Source organism: Enterococcus sulfureus ATCC 49903 (genome assembly GCF_000407605.1).
Classification (GTDB): domain Bacteria; phylum Bacillota; class Bacilli; order Lactobacillales; family Enterococcaceae; genus Enterococcus_G; species Enterococcus_G sulfureus.
In genome coordinates this window covers 146,625-161,002 of the sequence record NZ_ASWO01000001.1, presented here as the reverse complement: position 1 = coordinate 161,002, position 14,378 = coordinate 146,625, and the positions used below count along the sequence as shown (strand labels likewise).

Below are 14,378 nucleotides of genomic sequence, written 5' to 3'. Positions count from 1 at the left end.
AACTCACCTCCAAATTACTCATCTAATGGGATTGCTTGAAAGGGTTGCCCGCATTCTGGACAGAATTTTGGTACCCCGTTTGCTAGGTCCACTACTGCGTGACAAGCAGCACACTTCATTTTGATACTTGCTGCTGTCGTCGTAGGTTTTGGCGAGCCACAGTTACTACAGAATTTACCTTGATTTTCTTGGCCACACTCGCCACATGTCCAACTGTCTTTTGCTTGTTGTGCTTGTTGTTGCATCTGTGCTTGATTATTTTGAGAAGCTTGGTTTATAAAGCCTCCTGCAGCATTCATACCGAGGTTTACTCCCATAAAGCCATTTGTAGCCCCATTTGGATTGCTACCGGCATTTTTTATACCTTCTGCTACCGCACCTTGGACGTATCCTTCACGAATACCAGGATCGCCCAACATTGCACCTTGATTGCGCATGTTGATCAATTTCATCGAATCATCCGTATAAGAAATACTAGCGACAGCAACTGATACGATCTCCATCCCACGTAATTCACGCCATTCATCATCTAAAATCTGACTCATATATTTGCTTAAAGCCATACTTTTAGAGGGAACATAGGAGATTCGTTCGCCATCAGCTGACATTTGATTGATCGACGTTTGCAATGCCGTCAAAAATTCGGCTAAGTATTGTTCATTAATATCTTGAATCTCTACTTGTGTCCGATCGTGAGGGATGGCATTTTTGTAAAATAAAATCGGATCTGTGATTTTGATTGAATACGTTCCGTGTGCACGCAAGAACAATTCTGCGTTATAGAAGTTATCAAAATAATTTAAAGGAGACGCTGTTCCAAAACGAATGCCTTTGATTTCTTGTAAATTAATATAGAAAATCTGTTGTTTTTGGGGAGTGACGCCACCGTATTTAAACCGATCGAATGTTTCAGAAATCGCTTCTTTTAACGAACCATTTAACATAGAAGGAGCTGAATTGTTTTCGATGGTGTAATAACCTTCTTCAGCAGTATAATCGATGATTTTTCCACCATCGACTAATAGCATCATCATATTTGGATAGACATGGACAACGGTACCATCAGTTAAAACATCCGCAGTTCCTTTTTTATTTGCGCCACGTTTACTGTCTTTTCTAACCTTTACACCTTTGGTCAAAACGGTAGTATCACTTAAGCGATCAGGTTCAATGACTTCGACCCATTGATCGGCAAGTCCGCCACCGATCATACTTGTTGCTGCTTTAATCAATCCCATTGTAGTTCCTCCTTAAACATCGTTATTCTTCTTATAGTATACCATAGATTATTTTTATCCAGCTATCGGTCAAAAGACGTAGGACTTTTTTTAGAAATAAAGAGTGCTACTTTATTTTTACCGTAAAATTTCGTATAATGATAGTTAGTAAATTTTTTTAAGAGGGGAAAAAATAATGGCTTATCAAGCACTTTATCGAGTATTTCGTTCGCAACGCTTTGATGCGATCGTTGGACAACGCGCGATCACGCAAACGTTAAAAAATGCTATCGTCCAAGAACAAATCTCGCATGCCTATTTGTTTACTGGACCAAGAGGAACCGGGAAAACAAGTGCGGCCAAAATTTTTGCCAAAGCCATCAACTGCCCAAACAGTGTAGATGGAGAACCATGTAATGAATGCGACATGTGTTTGTCGATTACAAATGGAAGTCAAGAAGACGTTATTGAGATAGATGCGGCAAGCAACAATGGAGTAGAAGAAATTCGATTTATTCGTGATCGTGCAAACTATGCACCGACGCAAGCGACATATAAAGTCTACATTATTGATGAAGTACATATGCTATCAACTGGAGCATTCAATGCTTTGTTAAAAACGTTAGAAGAACCTAAAAAAAATGTGATTTTTATTTTGGCAACAACAGAACCACATAAAATCCCCGCGACAATCATTTCAAGAACACAACGATTTGATTTTAAACGGATTCAAGTTGCAGATATCGTCGAACATCTAGCAGATGTTTTACAAGAAATGGCTGTAGAGTATGAACCAAATGCCTTGACGATCATTGCTCGAGCGGCCGAAGGTGGAATGCGGGATGCTTTGAGTATTTTGGATCAAGCGATCGCGTTTAGTGAAGGCCAAATTACAGAGACGACAGCTTTAGATGTGACGGGTAGCTTGACAAACGAACGGATGGATCACTTTTTGCAAGCCTGTGTGGATCAGCAAGTTTCAGATGCGCTGATGCAATTGCAAGGCATGTTAGAAGATGGGAAAGAAGCTAGTCGACTGTTAGAAAATCTTTTGTTTTATTGTCGGGATCTGCTACTGTACCAACAAGCACCTGCATTATTAGAACAAGAAGGCAAACAAATAAGTGAAGGATTTCAACACCTGGCTTCAGAAGTACAAGTTGAGCAGTTGTATCAATTTATTACGATTTTAAATGAGACGCAACAAGAAATTCGCTTTACCACAAGTCCTGGTATTTATTTAGAAGTTGCGACTGTCAAACTTGCGACACCAGCCACTCAAGCCGTGACGACTATAGCGGATAGTGCGGCACCTGATAGTCAACAAATCAAGGTATTGCAACAAGAAATAACTGAACTGCGTCAACAAATCAAGCACTTACACGTACAACCAAAAGAAACAGCAAAACCAAAAAATCAAGTACGTCAAGTTGCTAGTACGTACCGTGTTCCTAGAGAACGGGTCAATCAAGTATTGAAAAATGCTACAAAAGAGCGGATGCTACAAGTCAAAAAGATATGGGAAGATTTGTTAGACTCACTTAGTCCAACACAAAAAGCGATGTTACGTGCGAGTGAACCAAAAGCTGCCAGTGATACGGGAATTGTAATCGCCTTTGATTATGAAATTATCTGTCAGCGTGCGACCAGTGATCCAGAATTTTCACTTGCACTTCACAATCACATGAGTCGTTTTATTGAGAACTATGCGCCAGAATCGATTTTTATCACTCAAGAGGACTGGCCAAGCTTGCGAAATGATTTTCTTGCAGGAAATCAAGGAGATGGTACACTAGAAGTAGAAGAGTCGGATAATCAAGAAGTCTCTCTTTTACCAGAAACAGAAGATCTTGTCGTCACCAAAGCACAAGAGTTGTTTGGCGATTTGATTAAAATAGAAGAAAATTAAACGAAATGGGGCTATAAATTATGATGCGTGGAATGGGAAATATGCAAGGTATGATGAAACAAGTACAAAAAATGCAAAAAGAAATGGCACAAGCACAAGAAGCATTAAATGAAAAAGAGTTCACTGGAGAATCAACAAACGGTTATGTCAAGGTAACGGTTACTGGAGATCGTAAAGTAAAAGCTGTAACGATCAATCCTGACGTTGTAGATCCAGAAGATGTTGAGATGCTTGAAGATTTAGTGGCTTTAGCTGTAAATGATGTTATCAGTAAAGTTGAAAAAGAGATCGAATCAACGATGGGCAAATACACTAAAGGCTTACCAGGATTCTAAAAAGGGGCGAACCGGTTTGCAATATCCAGAACCAATTGCGCGATTGATCGCGAGTTATATGAATTTACCTGGTATAGGTCAAAAAACGGCTACTAGATTAGCGTTTTATACCATTGATATGAAAGATGAAACGGTCAATGAATTTGCCAAGTCATTACTAAGTGCAAAACGTGATCTGCATTTTTGTTCAGTGTGTGGCAATATCACGCAAGAAGATCCTTGCGAGATATGTGCAGATACGACACGTGATAAAAGCACAATTTTAGTTGTCGAAGAGCCAAAGGACGTTATGGCTTTAGAAAAAGTAAGAGAATATCATGGTCTGTATCATGTGTTACATGGTGTATTGTCCCCAATGGAAGGGACTGGACCTGAAGATATCAATTTATCTTCTTTGATCGAACGATTGCATGATGATGGGATCAATGAGGTGATTTTGGCGACAAATGCCACAACTGAAGGAGAGGCTACAGCGATGTATCTTTCACGATTGATCAAACCAGCTGGAATCAAAGTGACGCGCTTGGCACATGGACTATCAGTTGGAAGTGATATCGAATATGCAGACGAAGTTACGTTACTAAAAGCCGTAGAAGGCAGAAGAGAAATCTAGTAGCTACTAGTAAGATGGAGGAAAAATGTTGAACGGTTTATTTATTACAATCGAAGGCCCAGATGGAGCAGGGAAAACAACAGTGATGAACGAGTTGTTTCCGATTTTGCAACGCACAATGAAGAAAGAAATTATTCGTACCAGAGAACCTGGAGGTAGCCAGATTGCTGAGCGAATCCGTAAGATCATTTTAGATCCAGCACATGAAGAGATGGACGAACGGACAGAAGCGTTACTGTATGCTGCGGCTAGACGACAACATTTGATCGAAGTGATTTTGCCAAACTTAGAAAAAGGCAATGTGATCTTATGTGATCGCTTTGTCGATAGTTCTTTAGCTTATCAAGGTTCTGGACGTCGAATCGGTGTCGACAAAATTGCACAAATCAATGAATTTTCTACCGAAGGCTTGAGCCCGGACTTTACACTTTATTTAGATATCGATTCTGATGAAGGATTACGACGAATTGCACGTAATCGCAGCGGACAGGTTGACCGATTGGAGCTTGAAGGGTTAGAATTTCATCAAAGAGTCCGTCACTCTTATTTAAAATTGGCGGAAGCAAATCCAGAACGGATCCACACGATCAATGCAAAACAGGGGATTCAAGTCGTTGTCGATGAATGTTTTGCATTGATCAAAGAGACCTACCCAAACTTTTTTGAGGAGTGAGAGATATGAAATTAGTAATCGCAATCGTTCAAGACAAAGACAGTAACCGTTTGGCTAATGAATTTATTGATGCCAATATTCGTGCGACAAAATTATCATCTACTGGGGGATTTTTAAAAGCCGGAAATAGTACGTTTATCGTAGGGATCGAAGATGAGCGTGTAGAAGAAGCATTAGGCTTGATCAAAAAGACATGTCAATCAAGACATCAATATGTCTCTACACCTATGTCATTAGACATTTCATTAGATGGTCAAGTGCCATATCCAGTAGAAGTCGAAGTTGGTGGGGCAACTGTGTTCGTGTTACCAATGGAAGGATTCTATCACTATTAATCAAGGAGCGACTATGGAGGAAACTGAATTTTTACGTGAATACCAGCCGCGTCTCTTGGAACAAATGAAAAAAATGATGGAGCATGAGCATCTCGCTCATGCTTATCTTTTTGAAGGCGATGAAGGGACCGGCAAACATGAATTAAGTATATGGCTAGCTAAGCGAATGTTTTGTGAGCAAGTCGTTCAAGGGAATCCTTGCAATGTCTGCTTACAATGTGTCCGAATCGATCAAAGAGAGCATCCGAATGTGCAGATTATCGAGCCAGATGGACAAACGATCAAAGTCGATCAGATTCGCCAATTACAAGCAGAATTTTCTAAAACCGGTTTTGAAACGCGAGACCAATGTTTTATTATCCGTCAGTCAGATACGATGAGTGTGAGTGCTGCTAATAGCTTATTGAAGTTTTTGGAGGAACCACCAGGAAAATTTGTCGCAATCTTAGAAACAGCGAGTTTGGGTAAAATGTTGCCCACGATTCAATCTCGTTGCCAAGTGATTCATTTTGCGCCCTTATCAAAAGCACATCTGATGACACGTTTAACTGAAAAAGGAATTTCAAAATCAACGGCACGCTTACTTGTGCAATTGACGAATAGTTTTTCAAAAGCAGTTGAAATCTCAGAGGATGAATGGTTTAATGAAAGTAAAGAGATTGCTAAAAAGTGGTTTGATTTATTGATAACAAACACAACCGATGCATTCTTGTTTGTTCAAAAACAAATCGTGCCATTAGCTAAAGACAAACAGCAACAGGTGTTGTTGTTAAAAATCGTACAAGGATATTATGAAGAAGCATTTCAAACGGGAAAAGTGTCTTACCGTGAAATGGAGCTTTTGTTGCAAGCGCAACGGAAGATACAGGCAAATGTTTCGTTTCAAAATAGTATTGAACAATTTGCTTTACGTGCGGTCTCAAGTTAAAGGAGGGTCTAAATGGTTGAAGTAATAGGAATTCGATATCGTGCTGCCGGCCAGATCTACTACTTTTCGCCTGGCTCAGAAACTTTTTTATATAATGATCAAGTGATTGTCCATGCGCAAGAATCAACTTATTTCGCGACAGTCGCGATTCCAAATAAACAAATGTCACCAGATGACTTACCAAATGATGTACGACCGATCATGCGTCGTGCAACGGATCAAGATGTGAACAAACATGAAGCGAATCTAAAAGAAGCAAAAGAAGCCTTACAAATCGGTAAACAAAAGATTCGTGAACATGAGTTGGCAATGAAACTGATCCATATAGAATATACATTTGATCGTTCAAAAATGATTTTTCAATTTACTGCCGATAATCGAATCGATTTTCGTGAACTCGTTAAAGAATTAGCCAGTATTTTTAAAACACGTATCGAATTACGACAAGTCGGTGTTCGTGACGAAGCAAAGATTTTAGGTGGAATCGGTCCGTGTGGGAGACAATTGTGTTGTTCAACATTTTTAGGTGATTTCGTCCCAGTATCGATTAAAATGGCGAAAGATCAAGGATTATCTTTGAATCCTGCTAAAATATCGGGTTTATGTGGTCGTTTGATGTGCTGTCTAAATTACGAAAATGATGAATATGAACAAGCAAAAAAAGAACTACCGGATTATGGTCAAGAAGTCATGACACCAGAAGGCAAAGGCAAAGTCGTGGGCTTGAATTTGTTGAGCCGAATCGTCCAAGTTCGTTTGTTTGGTGGTCCACCGACCGCTGTCGAGTATGAGTATGAAGAATTAAAAGCAGGTGAAGGTCATGAAAATGGATAAACGCTCATTGTATGATGGATTGAATCAGTTCGAAGGTGAGTTTCGTGCATTATTGACTAACTTAGTTGAAATGAAAACCTCATTGCAAGAAGTAGTCGAAAAAAATACTCAGCTGGAGCTTGAAAATCAACGTTTGCGTGATCATATTCGTGAGTTGAATCAAACTTCAGAAACACCTGCAGAAAAAGTTACCCAAGAGTTGTCTAAATCACGTATGAACTTAGAAAAAATATACGAAGAAGGGTTTCATGTTTGTTATGATCTATATGGATCAAGACGCGAACATGATGAACCATGCGCATTTTGTTTAGAAGTAATCTATCGTGAGAGTAAATAAGATCAAACCAGAAGAAAGCAACCGTTGCTTTCTTCTTTTTTAAAGGAGTAAATTATGCAGCGACAAAAAAGTTATAAACATCAAGAAAAAGGTATCCTCTATCTCGTTCCTACTCCAATTGGAAATTTAGACGATATGACATTTCGTGCGGTCAAGATCTTAAAAGAAGCGATAGTGATCGCAAGTGAAGATACACGAAATACCCAAAAATTATTGAATCATTTTGCTATCTCGACTCCGCAAAAAAGCTTTCATGAGCACAATTATAAAGAACGGATTCCGCAACTCATCGAACGCTTAGAAGCAGGAGAGATGGTTGCTCAAGTCAGTGACGCAGGAATGCCTTCAATTAGCGATCCAGGACATGAATTGGTCGAAGCATGTCTTGAACTGGAGATACCTGTTGTTGCACTACCTGGACCAACAGCGGGTCTAACTGCACTGATTGCCTCAGGACTCAATCCTCAACCAAACTTATTCTATGGATTTTTACCACGTAAAAAAAATGCACAGCATGAAGCATTGCAAGCTTTAGAACCACAAGATGCAACGATGATGTTTTATGAATCTCCTCATCGCGTACATGCGACGTTAAGTGCAATGGGGGAAGTATTTGGTGCACAGCGTCAAGCCGTTATTTGCCGTGAATTGACAAAGATTCATGAGGAATACTTAAGAGGGACGTTGGAAGAATTAATAGCCTATACAAAAGAAACACCACTTAAAGGAGAGTGCTGTTTATTGGTCGCTGGGAAACAAGCCTCTGATATCCCGTTAAGTACTGTCCCGTTAAAAGAACAAGTAGCGCAATTAGTAGCACAAGGGATGAAGCCGAATGCAGCAATCAAAGAAGTGGCAAAAACCATGAATGAATCTCGTCAAGTGGTATATGCGTTGTATCACGACTTATAAAAAAATAGGGGTGTGGCAGAAGTCTGTCACACCCCTAAAAAAATAAGCGGTGTCCCAGACGTAACTTTCAAGAAATAAGCCGCATCATTTACGAGAATAGTTTTCCTATTTCGGCAATGATGCGGCTTATTTCTCAGAGTTGATTGCTTTTGTTACAGCCTTATTCATAGTGTGCGTAAAGTACTTCAAGGTCCTTCATTTCTAGAGTAAGAGCTGTCCCGATGTTGGTTTCTTTTACAGTTGTTCGATCGTCGACTGTTTCGATTAAACGTTTGGTCGATACGATATCCGTTCCGTATAATACAGCTTCTTCGATCGAAGAGAATGGCTGGTGTGCCGCTAGCTGAAGTCCATAACTATTGGAAAGTAGAGTATATCCAGCGATTCCGGTTTCTTTTTGATAACTTTTTGCAAATCCACCGTCGATGACGAGCATTTGTCCATTGGCTTTGATTGGATTTTCACCATCTTTTTCTTTCACTGGTGTATGTCCATTGATAATATGGCCAGTTTTAGATAACCCAAATGCTTGCAAAATATCTTGACACACACGTTGATCGTTACGCAAGTTGTAATAAGCATTTTTATGTTCGATGTGAGCGAGTGGATCTTTTATATAATAGCGTTCAAACGTCGTCATAGCCGTTTTTCCAAATAAAGAAGAGCACTCTCCAGACCAAAGATACCACAATAGATCCGTAGCCAAATCTTCTTTGACTTCGGGTTGACGATAACTGATTCGAACTTGTTGTTCAAAAAAATCAAGTAATGCTTTGCCCGCATATTGAGTATTGTTGATTCGTAATGATTTAAAATCACCATTTTCATGCAAGGGGATACATCCGTGGATCAATAAATTATCGTTATAGCATAAATACATGCTTCCTTTTTCAATCAAAAAATCCATATGACGCTTTAAACGTTCAGATTGTTGTACGGATTGGATCAATTGTTCGATCAATTGTGTTTCTTCTTTGGTTAAGGCAGTGGGATCATTAGGATCGATTGTGGGTGCGGCAAAATGGACCAAAGGATAGGTGCATCCATCTAATGTGATTGCTTTTGTTTCATAGTCAATATGTTCCAGTACTCGCCGTTTGTCTAGTTGAAAATCAGGACGACGCTTGATCAGTTGCCCCTCTAATTTAAATTGTAAAATCGCTGTAGCTTGTTGTACGACATTTAAGGTATCTTTTTCTAATTTAGAAATATCGGCTGTTGGCGCAAGTTTTGGAGCGAATTTTTTTTGTGGCGTATAGTGCGTACGACTATATTCAACTAATGGACGTAGAGCGATCCCATAACGTTCTTCAATAATATCTAAATTACCGTAACGTGCACTGATCCGTAAAAGATTCATCAGTGCGACTTTAGATCCTGCCATGGCAGCCATCCAGATGATATCGTGATTTCCCCACTGGATATCGACTGAATGATACGCAATCAGTCGATCCATAATCGCATCTGGTGCAGGACCACGATCATAAATATCGCCTACGACATGCAGGTGATCGACAACGAGACGTTGAATGGTATAGGCTAAATCTTCAATTAATTCATCTGCTTGACCTAGAGAGATGATTTTTTCAATAATTGCATGTAAATAATGTTCTTTATCTTGATTCTCATGACTTTCTGTTAATAGCTCTTCAATGATGTAACTAAAGCGAGGAGGCAATGCTTTTCGTACTTTAGAACGGGTATATTTTTTACTCGCGTGATTGGTAGCTGTGACTAGCAAAATAATATTTTTTTGATACCAATCGTGTAAGGCATTTCCTTTTTTTTGACGCTTCACTTGATTTAATTTCTGCTCAGGATAGTAAATCAATACTGCTAATGCATTGAGGTCTACTTGTTTTGTTGTGAAGCACTCACGCAGCTTTTCTTTAACACTTCCAGAACCATTACGTAATACATGATCAAATGCTAAAAATTCTCCGTGAACGTCACTGATAAAATGTTCTGTTCCTTTGGGTAATTGTAAAATCGCTTCTAAGTTGATGATTTCAGTAGCGACATGTTCTTTTGTCGGAAATTTCTCTTTTAACAGCGTATAATATTTTTTATCATCCATTCTCATCACCTCATCCAATAAAAAAACTATAGCAGAAAAAAAATCACTTGTATAGATAAAACGGACAAGTGAAAAACTGCACGTTGAAAACAAACGCATGTTTGCATTATAATAGACATGAGGTGAAGCGCATGAGCGGTCTAGAATTTCCATTACATAATGATACAACACGAAAAATTATTCATATCGATATGGATGCATTTTTTGCATCTGTTGAAGAACGCGATCAGCCTGAGCTTGCTGCACATCCACTGGTCATCGCACGTCATCCTAAAGACACTGGTGGGCGTGGTGTGGTCACGACTGCCAACTATCATGCCCGAAAATTTGGGATCCATTCGGCGATGAGTGCTCAAAAAGCATATGAACTTTGTCCAAAAGCACGATTTATTCCTGGAAACCATGAAAAATATCGAGAGATCTCACGACAAGTACGCGAAATTTTTTTTCGTTATACCGATTTGGTTGAACCTGTTTCGATTGATGAAGCTTATTTAGATGTCACTATAAATCATATCCATAGTCGTTCGGCTATCAAAGTGGCAAAGTGTATTCAACATGATATTTTTAATGAATTGCAACTAACGTGTTCAGCGGGAGTGAGCTACAATAAATTTTTGGCAAAATTAGCTTCCGATTATCAAAAACCAAGAGGATTAACGGTCATTTTACCTGAGGAGGCGCAAGATTTTTTGCAACGATTGCCCATCGAAAAATTTCATGGAGTGGGCAAAAAGACGATCCCTAAAATGCATGAATTGGGAATCTTTACTGGAAAAGATCTAGCAAGATATTCAGAAATGGATTTGATCCAACAATTTGGTAAAATGGGTTATTCATTATACCGAAAAGTTCGAGGGATTCATTTGGCGCCAGTCGAGATCCATCGCGAACGCAAATCATTGGGACGAGAACGAACGTATGGTCAAGCTTTGCAAACAGAAGAGCAGTGTCTCGCTCAATTGCGACAACTTGCGCAAGATGTAGAAAAACAATTACTCAAAGAACAAAAACATGGGAATATCGTTGTGTTAAAATTACGATACGATGATTTTACAACCAAAACAAAACGAATCAGTTTGAGGCAAGCGATTCATCGTAAAGAAGAGTTGTTTTCGCAAGCTAGTTTATTGTTTGAAGAAGTTTTCCAAGAAGAACAAGGTGTACGTTTATTAGGAATCACAGTGACAGGATTGGATCCTATCGCGTATGAACATATTGAATTACCTTTATGGCAAAAAGAACCTGATCATACTTGATCAGGTTCTTTTTGCCATAGGCATGCTTGTTGTGCTTGAAGTGAACGAGGGACATCTAAAATTCGCTGGTTCGAACTACCACGAAATTCGAGAGAAAGATCGCGTTTTTTTAGATCAAACGGGCCATCAACCAGCACATCTAAAAAGGACAATAATTCTTGTTTATCTGAAGATCCTTTTAAAAGTTGCTCAAAAGTATAGCCACTGTACGCCCAGATATCTTTTGTATGTTGATAGTTGCTCCGAATAGCACGAACGATTTCTAGACAGACAGGTGTATTTAAAAAGGGTTCGCCGCCAAGTAATGTGATCCCTTGAATCGCTTCGTGGCCACAATCATCAACGATTTGATCCAGTAAAAAATTTGAAAAAGGTGTTCCATAATTAAAATCTTGTGCCGCCTTATTAAAACATCCTTTACAGGCAAATAGACAACCGCTGACGTAGATACTATTACGTACGCCTTGTCCGTCAACAAATGTAAATGGTTGATAAGAGGCGATACGGCATTTCGTATAGTCACATGCTTGCCATTTCATAGGATCCATCTTTATCTCTTCTTTCTATACATGTTTTTTTCGGGCGGTAATTTCTTTATGCCGACCATGAACCATTGGACGTGCTTGAGGATTTCCTAGATACCCGCACGTTCGTTTGACTACTTCACATTTTTTAGGATCATGGTTATGGCAAGTAGGGCATTCGAATCCACGTTCAGTAGGCGCGAATTCTCCTTCAAAACCACACGCAAAACAACGATCGATAGGTGTGTTCGTCCCTAAATAGCCAACACGACTATATGCATAATCCCACACGGCTTCTAGTGCTTTAGGATTGTGTTTAAGTATCGGATATTCACAATAATGAATAAATCCTCCTGAAGAATACACGGGATAGTCTTTTTCAAAATCAAGTTTTTCAAATGGGGTAGGCTGTTTGCGTACATCATAATGAAAACTATTTGTGTAATACGCTTTATCCGTAATGGAAGGGACTAAACCAAATCGTTCTTGATCTAAACGACAAAAGCGATCTGTTAAACTCTCACTTGGTGTTGCATAGACACTAAAGTGGTAGCCATATTGTTCGCTCCACAAGGTTGTCGCACGATCCATTTTTTTCACGATATCAAGTGTAAATTGCTTGGCCTTAGGATTTTGTTCCCAGTCTGGACCATAAAATACAGTAGCCACCTCGTATAATCCGATATAGCCTAATGAAATCGTCGCACGCTTGTTTTTGAAGACCTCATCGACTGCTTGTGTGTCACTTAGACGAATTCCAAAGGCACCAGATTGGTATAAAATAGGGGCATTTTTCGGTACAGCTTCTTTACACCGTGCGATGCGGTAACATAACGCTTCTTTGGCTAGCTCGAGCTTGTCTTCGAATAACTGCCAAAAATATGCTTGATCTTGTTGTGAGCGTAGAGCTAAACGCGGGAGATTCAGTGTGACGACACCTAAATTCATACGCCCACTGGTAATTTCGTTTCCGTCTTGATCTTTGAAACTTTGTAAAAAAGAGCGACAGCCCATCGGCACTTTAAAGCTACCTGTAAGTTCTACGATCTTGTCATAATTTAAAATATCTGGATACATTCTACGTGTCGAACAGGTCAAAGCCAGTTGTTTGATATCATAATTTGGGTCAGTGGGAGTAAAATTGATTCCTTTTTTGATAGTAAAAATCAATTTAGGAAAAATCGCTGTTCGCTTTTCAATCCCTAATCCTTCGATTCGAATCTTTAAAATAGCCTTTTGAATTTCTCGCTCAAACCAATTTGTGCCCAAGCCAAATCCCACAGAAGTAAAGGGTGTTTGCCCATTTGAAGTAAATAAGGTGTTGATTTCATATTCTAAACTTTGCATTGCATCGTAAATTTCTTTTTTTGTTCGTTCTTTAGCAAACTGGGTTCTATCTGCTTTAGCGACCCATTCTTGGGCAAGTTCTAAATTTTTGTCGTAATTTTTTTTAGCAAACGGTGCTAATAATTCATCGATTCGATCAACGGAACATCCGCCATATTGACTAGAGGCGACATTGGCGATAATTTGTGAGATCTGTGCAGTCGCTGTTTGAATCGAATGTGGACTTTCAACTTCAGCATTTCCAATTTTAAATCCATGTGAGAGCATTTCCTCAAAATCGATCAGACAACAATTCGTCATCGGAGCATAAGGATGATAATCTAAATCATGGTAATGCAAGTCGCCTTTAAGATGGGCTTTAGCCACTGCTTTGGGTAATAACTTTAATCCTGTCGTTTTTCCAACCAATCCGGCAGTTAGGTCACGCTGGGTATTAAAGATATTGCTGTCTTTATTAGCATTTTCATTGGCAATCGTTTGATCTTTTTGATGCAAACGGTAGACTAGTTGATCTAAATCTTGTTGTTCATGCAGTGTATGTTCAAAATTATGATCGTACGTCTGAATTAGATTGGCAATTTCTGGATACGAGTTGGTCACGTTTATGAGAATTTGTTTCAATTCTGCAGTCGTCTTTTTTTCAGGCTCAAGTCCGTTGAATGTTTGTAAGATTTCTACACACCAAGGATCGATCAATCCAGTATCGAGTTGTGCTTTTTTAGTGAGCGATTCTAGTAAATATCGAACGTGACGAAAGTCAAATCCCACATGTTGACCCGAACGTTTCAAAATCGTTGATTCATTGTTTAGTGATGCACGAATAATCGCGTTTTCTGTTGCTTGTAAAGCCATTTATCGTCCCTCATTTCTGCATATGTTCCTATCTATCATAAGGAAAAAAACAGTATAAAACAACTAGATATTGTGTTTTATTTTTATTCACACACTATATGTGGGATGTAAAACGTATGAAAACAAATAAAGTCTTCCTTTTTCAAAAAATAAAAAAAAGTTTGTGATTTTATCTCAAGATTTTTGCTTTTTTGTGAAACAAATTCGTGAACGCGTAAAAAATATG

At 39.0% G+C, this 14,378-nt stretch carries 14 protein-coding genes; 10 read left to right on the top strand and 4 right to left on the bottom strand.

The features are described from left to right. Positions 1-14 precede the first annotated feature (14 nt). Positions 15-1,238 (bottom strand): SPFH domain-containing protein, encoded by a 1,224-nt coding sequence (locus tag I573_RS00780; protein WP_016184650.1) that lies wholly within the window; start codon positions 1,236-1,238, stop codon positions 15-17. A gap of 175 nt (positions 1,239-1,413) precedes the next feature. Between I573_RS00780 and dnaX the strand changes: the two genes are divergently transcribed. The 9 genes from dnaX to rsmI are packed head-to-tail and all read left to right on the top strand — an operon-like array spanning position 1,414 to position 8,093. Next, complete coding sequence (gene dnaX, locus I573_RS00775; protein WP_016184649.1) at positions 1,414-3,126, top strand: DNA polymerase III subunit gamma/tau; 1,713 nt, start codon at positions 1,414-1,416, stop codon at positions 3,124-3,126. A gap of 20 nt (positions 3,127-3,146) precedes the next feature. Next, on the top strand, positions 3,147-3,461 hold the full coding sequence (locus I573_RS00770) for a YbaB/EbfC family nucleoid-associated protein (protein ID WP_016184648.1): 315 nt from the start codon (positions 3,147-3,149) through the stop codon (positions 3,459-3,461). Between the two features lie 16 nt (positions 3,462-3,477). Next, positions 3,478-4,074: a recombination mediator RecR gene (gene recR, locus I573_RS00765; RefSeq protein WP_016184647.1), complete on the top strand. Its 597-nt coding sequence runs from the start codon at positions 3,478-3,480 to the stop codon at positions 4,072-4,074. Positions 4,075-4,102: 28 nt separating this feature from the next. Further along, on the top strand, positions 4,103-4,747 hold the full coding sequence (tmk, locus tag I573_RS00760; protein ID WP_281168753.1) for a dTMP kinase: 645 nt from the start codon (positions 4,103-4,105) through the stop codon (positions 4,745-4,747). Positions 4,748-4,752: 5 nt separating this feature from the next. Then, positions 4,753-5,082: a cyclic-di-AMP receptor gene (locus I573_RS00755; protein WP_016184645.1), complete on the top strand. Its 330-nt coding sequence runs from the start codon at positions 4,753-4,755 to the stop codon at positions 5,080-5,082. A 13-nt stretch (positions 5,083-5,095) separates the two neighbouring features. Beyond that, the gene (gene holB / locus I573_RS00750; protein WP_016184644.1) at positions 5,096-6,010 is read left to right on the top strand and encodes a DNA polymerase III subunit delta'; all 915 of its coding nucleotides are present in this window, start codon (positions 5,096-5,098) and stop codon (positions 6,008-6,010) included. Positions 6,011-6,022: 12 nt separating this feature from the next. Next, positions 6,023-6,844: a PSP1 domain-containing protein gene (locus I573_RS00745; protein ID WP_016184643.1), complete on the top strand. Its 822-nt coding sequence runs from the start codon at positions 6,023-6,025 to the stop codon at positions 6,842-6,844. Then, on the top strand, positions 6,837-7,181 hold the full coding sequence (locus I573_RS00740) for a DNA replication initiation control protein YabA (protein WP_211213379.1): 345 nt from the start codon (positions 6,837-6,839) through the stop codon (positions 7,179-7,181). The genes I573_RS00745 and I573_RS00740 overlap by 8 nt, the downstream gene beginning before the upstream one ends. Positions 7,182-7,235: 54 nt before the next feature. Next, positions 7,236-8,093, top strand: coding sequence for a 16S rRNA (cytidine(1402)-2'-O)-methyltransferase (gene rsmI, locus I573_RS00735; protein WP_016184641.1), 858 nt, complete (start codon positions 7,236-7,238; stop codon positions 8,091-8,093). Between the two features lie 160 nt (positions 8,094-8,253). Here rsmI and I573_RS00730 read toward each other — a convergent pair whose 3' ends face one another. Beyond that, positions 8,254-10,170 (bottom strand): fructose-bisphosphatase class III, encoded by a 1,917-nt coding sequence (locus I573_RS00730; protein ID WP_016184640.1) that lies wholly within the window; start codon positions 10,168-10,170, stop codon positions 8,254-8,256. A 131-nt stretch (positions 10,171-10,301) separates the two neighbouring features. Here I573_RS00730 and dinB point away from each other — a divergent pair, with 131 nt between their 5' ends. After that, complete coding sequence (dinB, locus tag I573_RS00725) at positions 10,302-11,429, top strand: DNA polymerase IV (RefSeq protein ID WP_016184639.1); 1,128 nt, start codon at positions 10,302-10,304, stop codon at positions 11,427-11,429. Here the strand turns inward: dinB and nrdG are convergent. Both nrdG and nrdD read right to left on the bottom strand, forming a co-directional pair. Next, positions 11,420-11,977: an anaerobic ribonucleoside-triphosphate reductase activating protein gene (gene nrdG / locus I573_RS00720; RefSeq protein ID WP_016184638.1), complete on the bottom strand. Its 558-nt coding sequence runs from the start codon at positions 11,975-11,977 to the stop codon at positions 11,420-11,422. The two genes, dinB and nrdG, sit on opposite strands and share 10 nt — an antisense overlap. Before the next feature lie 15 nt (positions 11,978-11,992). Then, a complete protein-coding gene (gene nrdD, locus I573_RS00715; RefSeq protein ID WP_016184637.1) occupies positions 11,993-14,152 on the bottom strand; it encodes an anaerobic ribonucleoside-triphosphate reductase in 2,160 nt (719 codons plus the stop codon). Positions 14,153-14,378: the final 226 nt, after the last annotated feature.

What these genes read in the sequence shown, in the direction of transcription:
- I573_RS00780 (WP_016184650.1), bottom strand. Translation starts at nt 1,238, where the DNA reads ATGGGATTGATTAAAGCAGCAACAAGTATGATCGGTGGCGGACTTGCC.
- dnaX (WP_016184649.1), top strand. Translation starts at nt 1,414, where the DNA reads ATGGCTTATCAAGCACTTTATCGAGTATTTCGTTCGCAACGCTTTGAT.
- I573_RS00770 (WP_016184648.1), top strand. Translation starts at nt 3,147, where the DNA reads ATGATGCGTGGAATGGGAAATATGCAAGGTATGATGAAACAAGTACAA.
- I573_RS00755 (WP_016184645.1), top strand. Translation starts at nt 4,753, where the DNA reads ATGAAATTAGTAATCGCAATCGTTCAAGACAAAGACAGTAACCGTTTG.
- holB (WP_016184644.1), top strand. Translation starts at nt 5,096, where the DNA reads ATGGAGGAAACTGAATTTTTACGTGAATACCAGCCGCGTCTCTTGGAA.
- I573_RS00745 (WP_016184643.1), top strand. Translation starts at nt 6,023, where the DNA reads ATGGTTGAAGTAATAGGAATTCGATATCGTGCTGCCGGCCAGATCTAC.
- I573_RS00740 (WP_211213379.1), top strand. Translation starts at nt 6,837, where the DNA reads ATGGATAAACGCTCATTGTATGATGGATTGAATCAGTTCGAAGGTGAG.
- rsmI (WP_016184641.1), top strand. Translation starts at nt 7,236, where the DNA reads ATGCAGCGACAAAAAAGTTATAAACATCAAGAAAAAGGTATCCTCTAT.
- I573_RS00730 (WP_016184640.1), bottom strand. Translation starts at nt 10,170, where the DNA reads ATGGATGATAAAAAATATTATACGCTGTTAAAAGAGAAATTTCCGACA.
- dinB (WP_016184639.1), top strand. Translation starts at nt 10,302, where the DNA reads ATGAGCGGTCTAGAATTTCCATTACATAATGATACAACACGAAAAATT.
- nrdG (WP_016184638.1), bottom strand. Translation starts at nt 11,977, where the DNA reads ATGGATCCTATGAAATGGCAAGCATGTGACTATACGAAATGCCGTATC.
- nrdD (WP_016184637.1), bottom strand. Translation starts at nt 14,152, where the DNA reads ATGGCTTTACAAGCAACAGAAAACGCGATTATTCGTGCATCACTAAAC.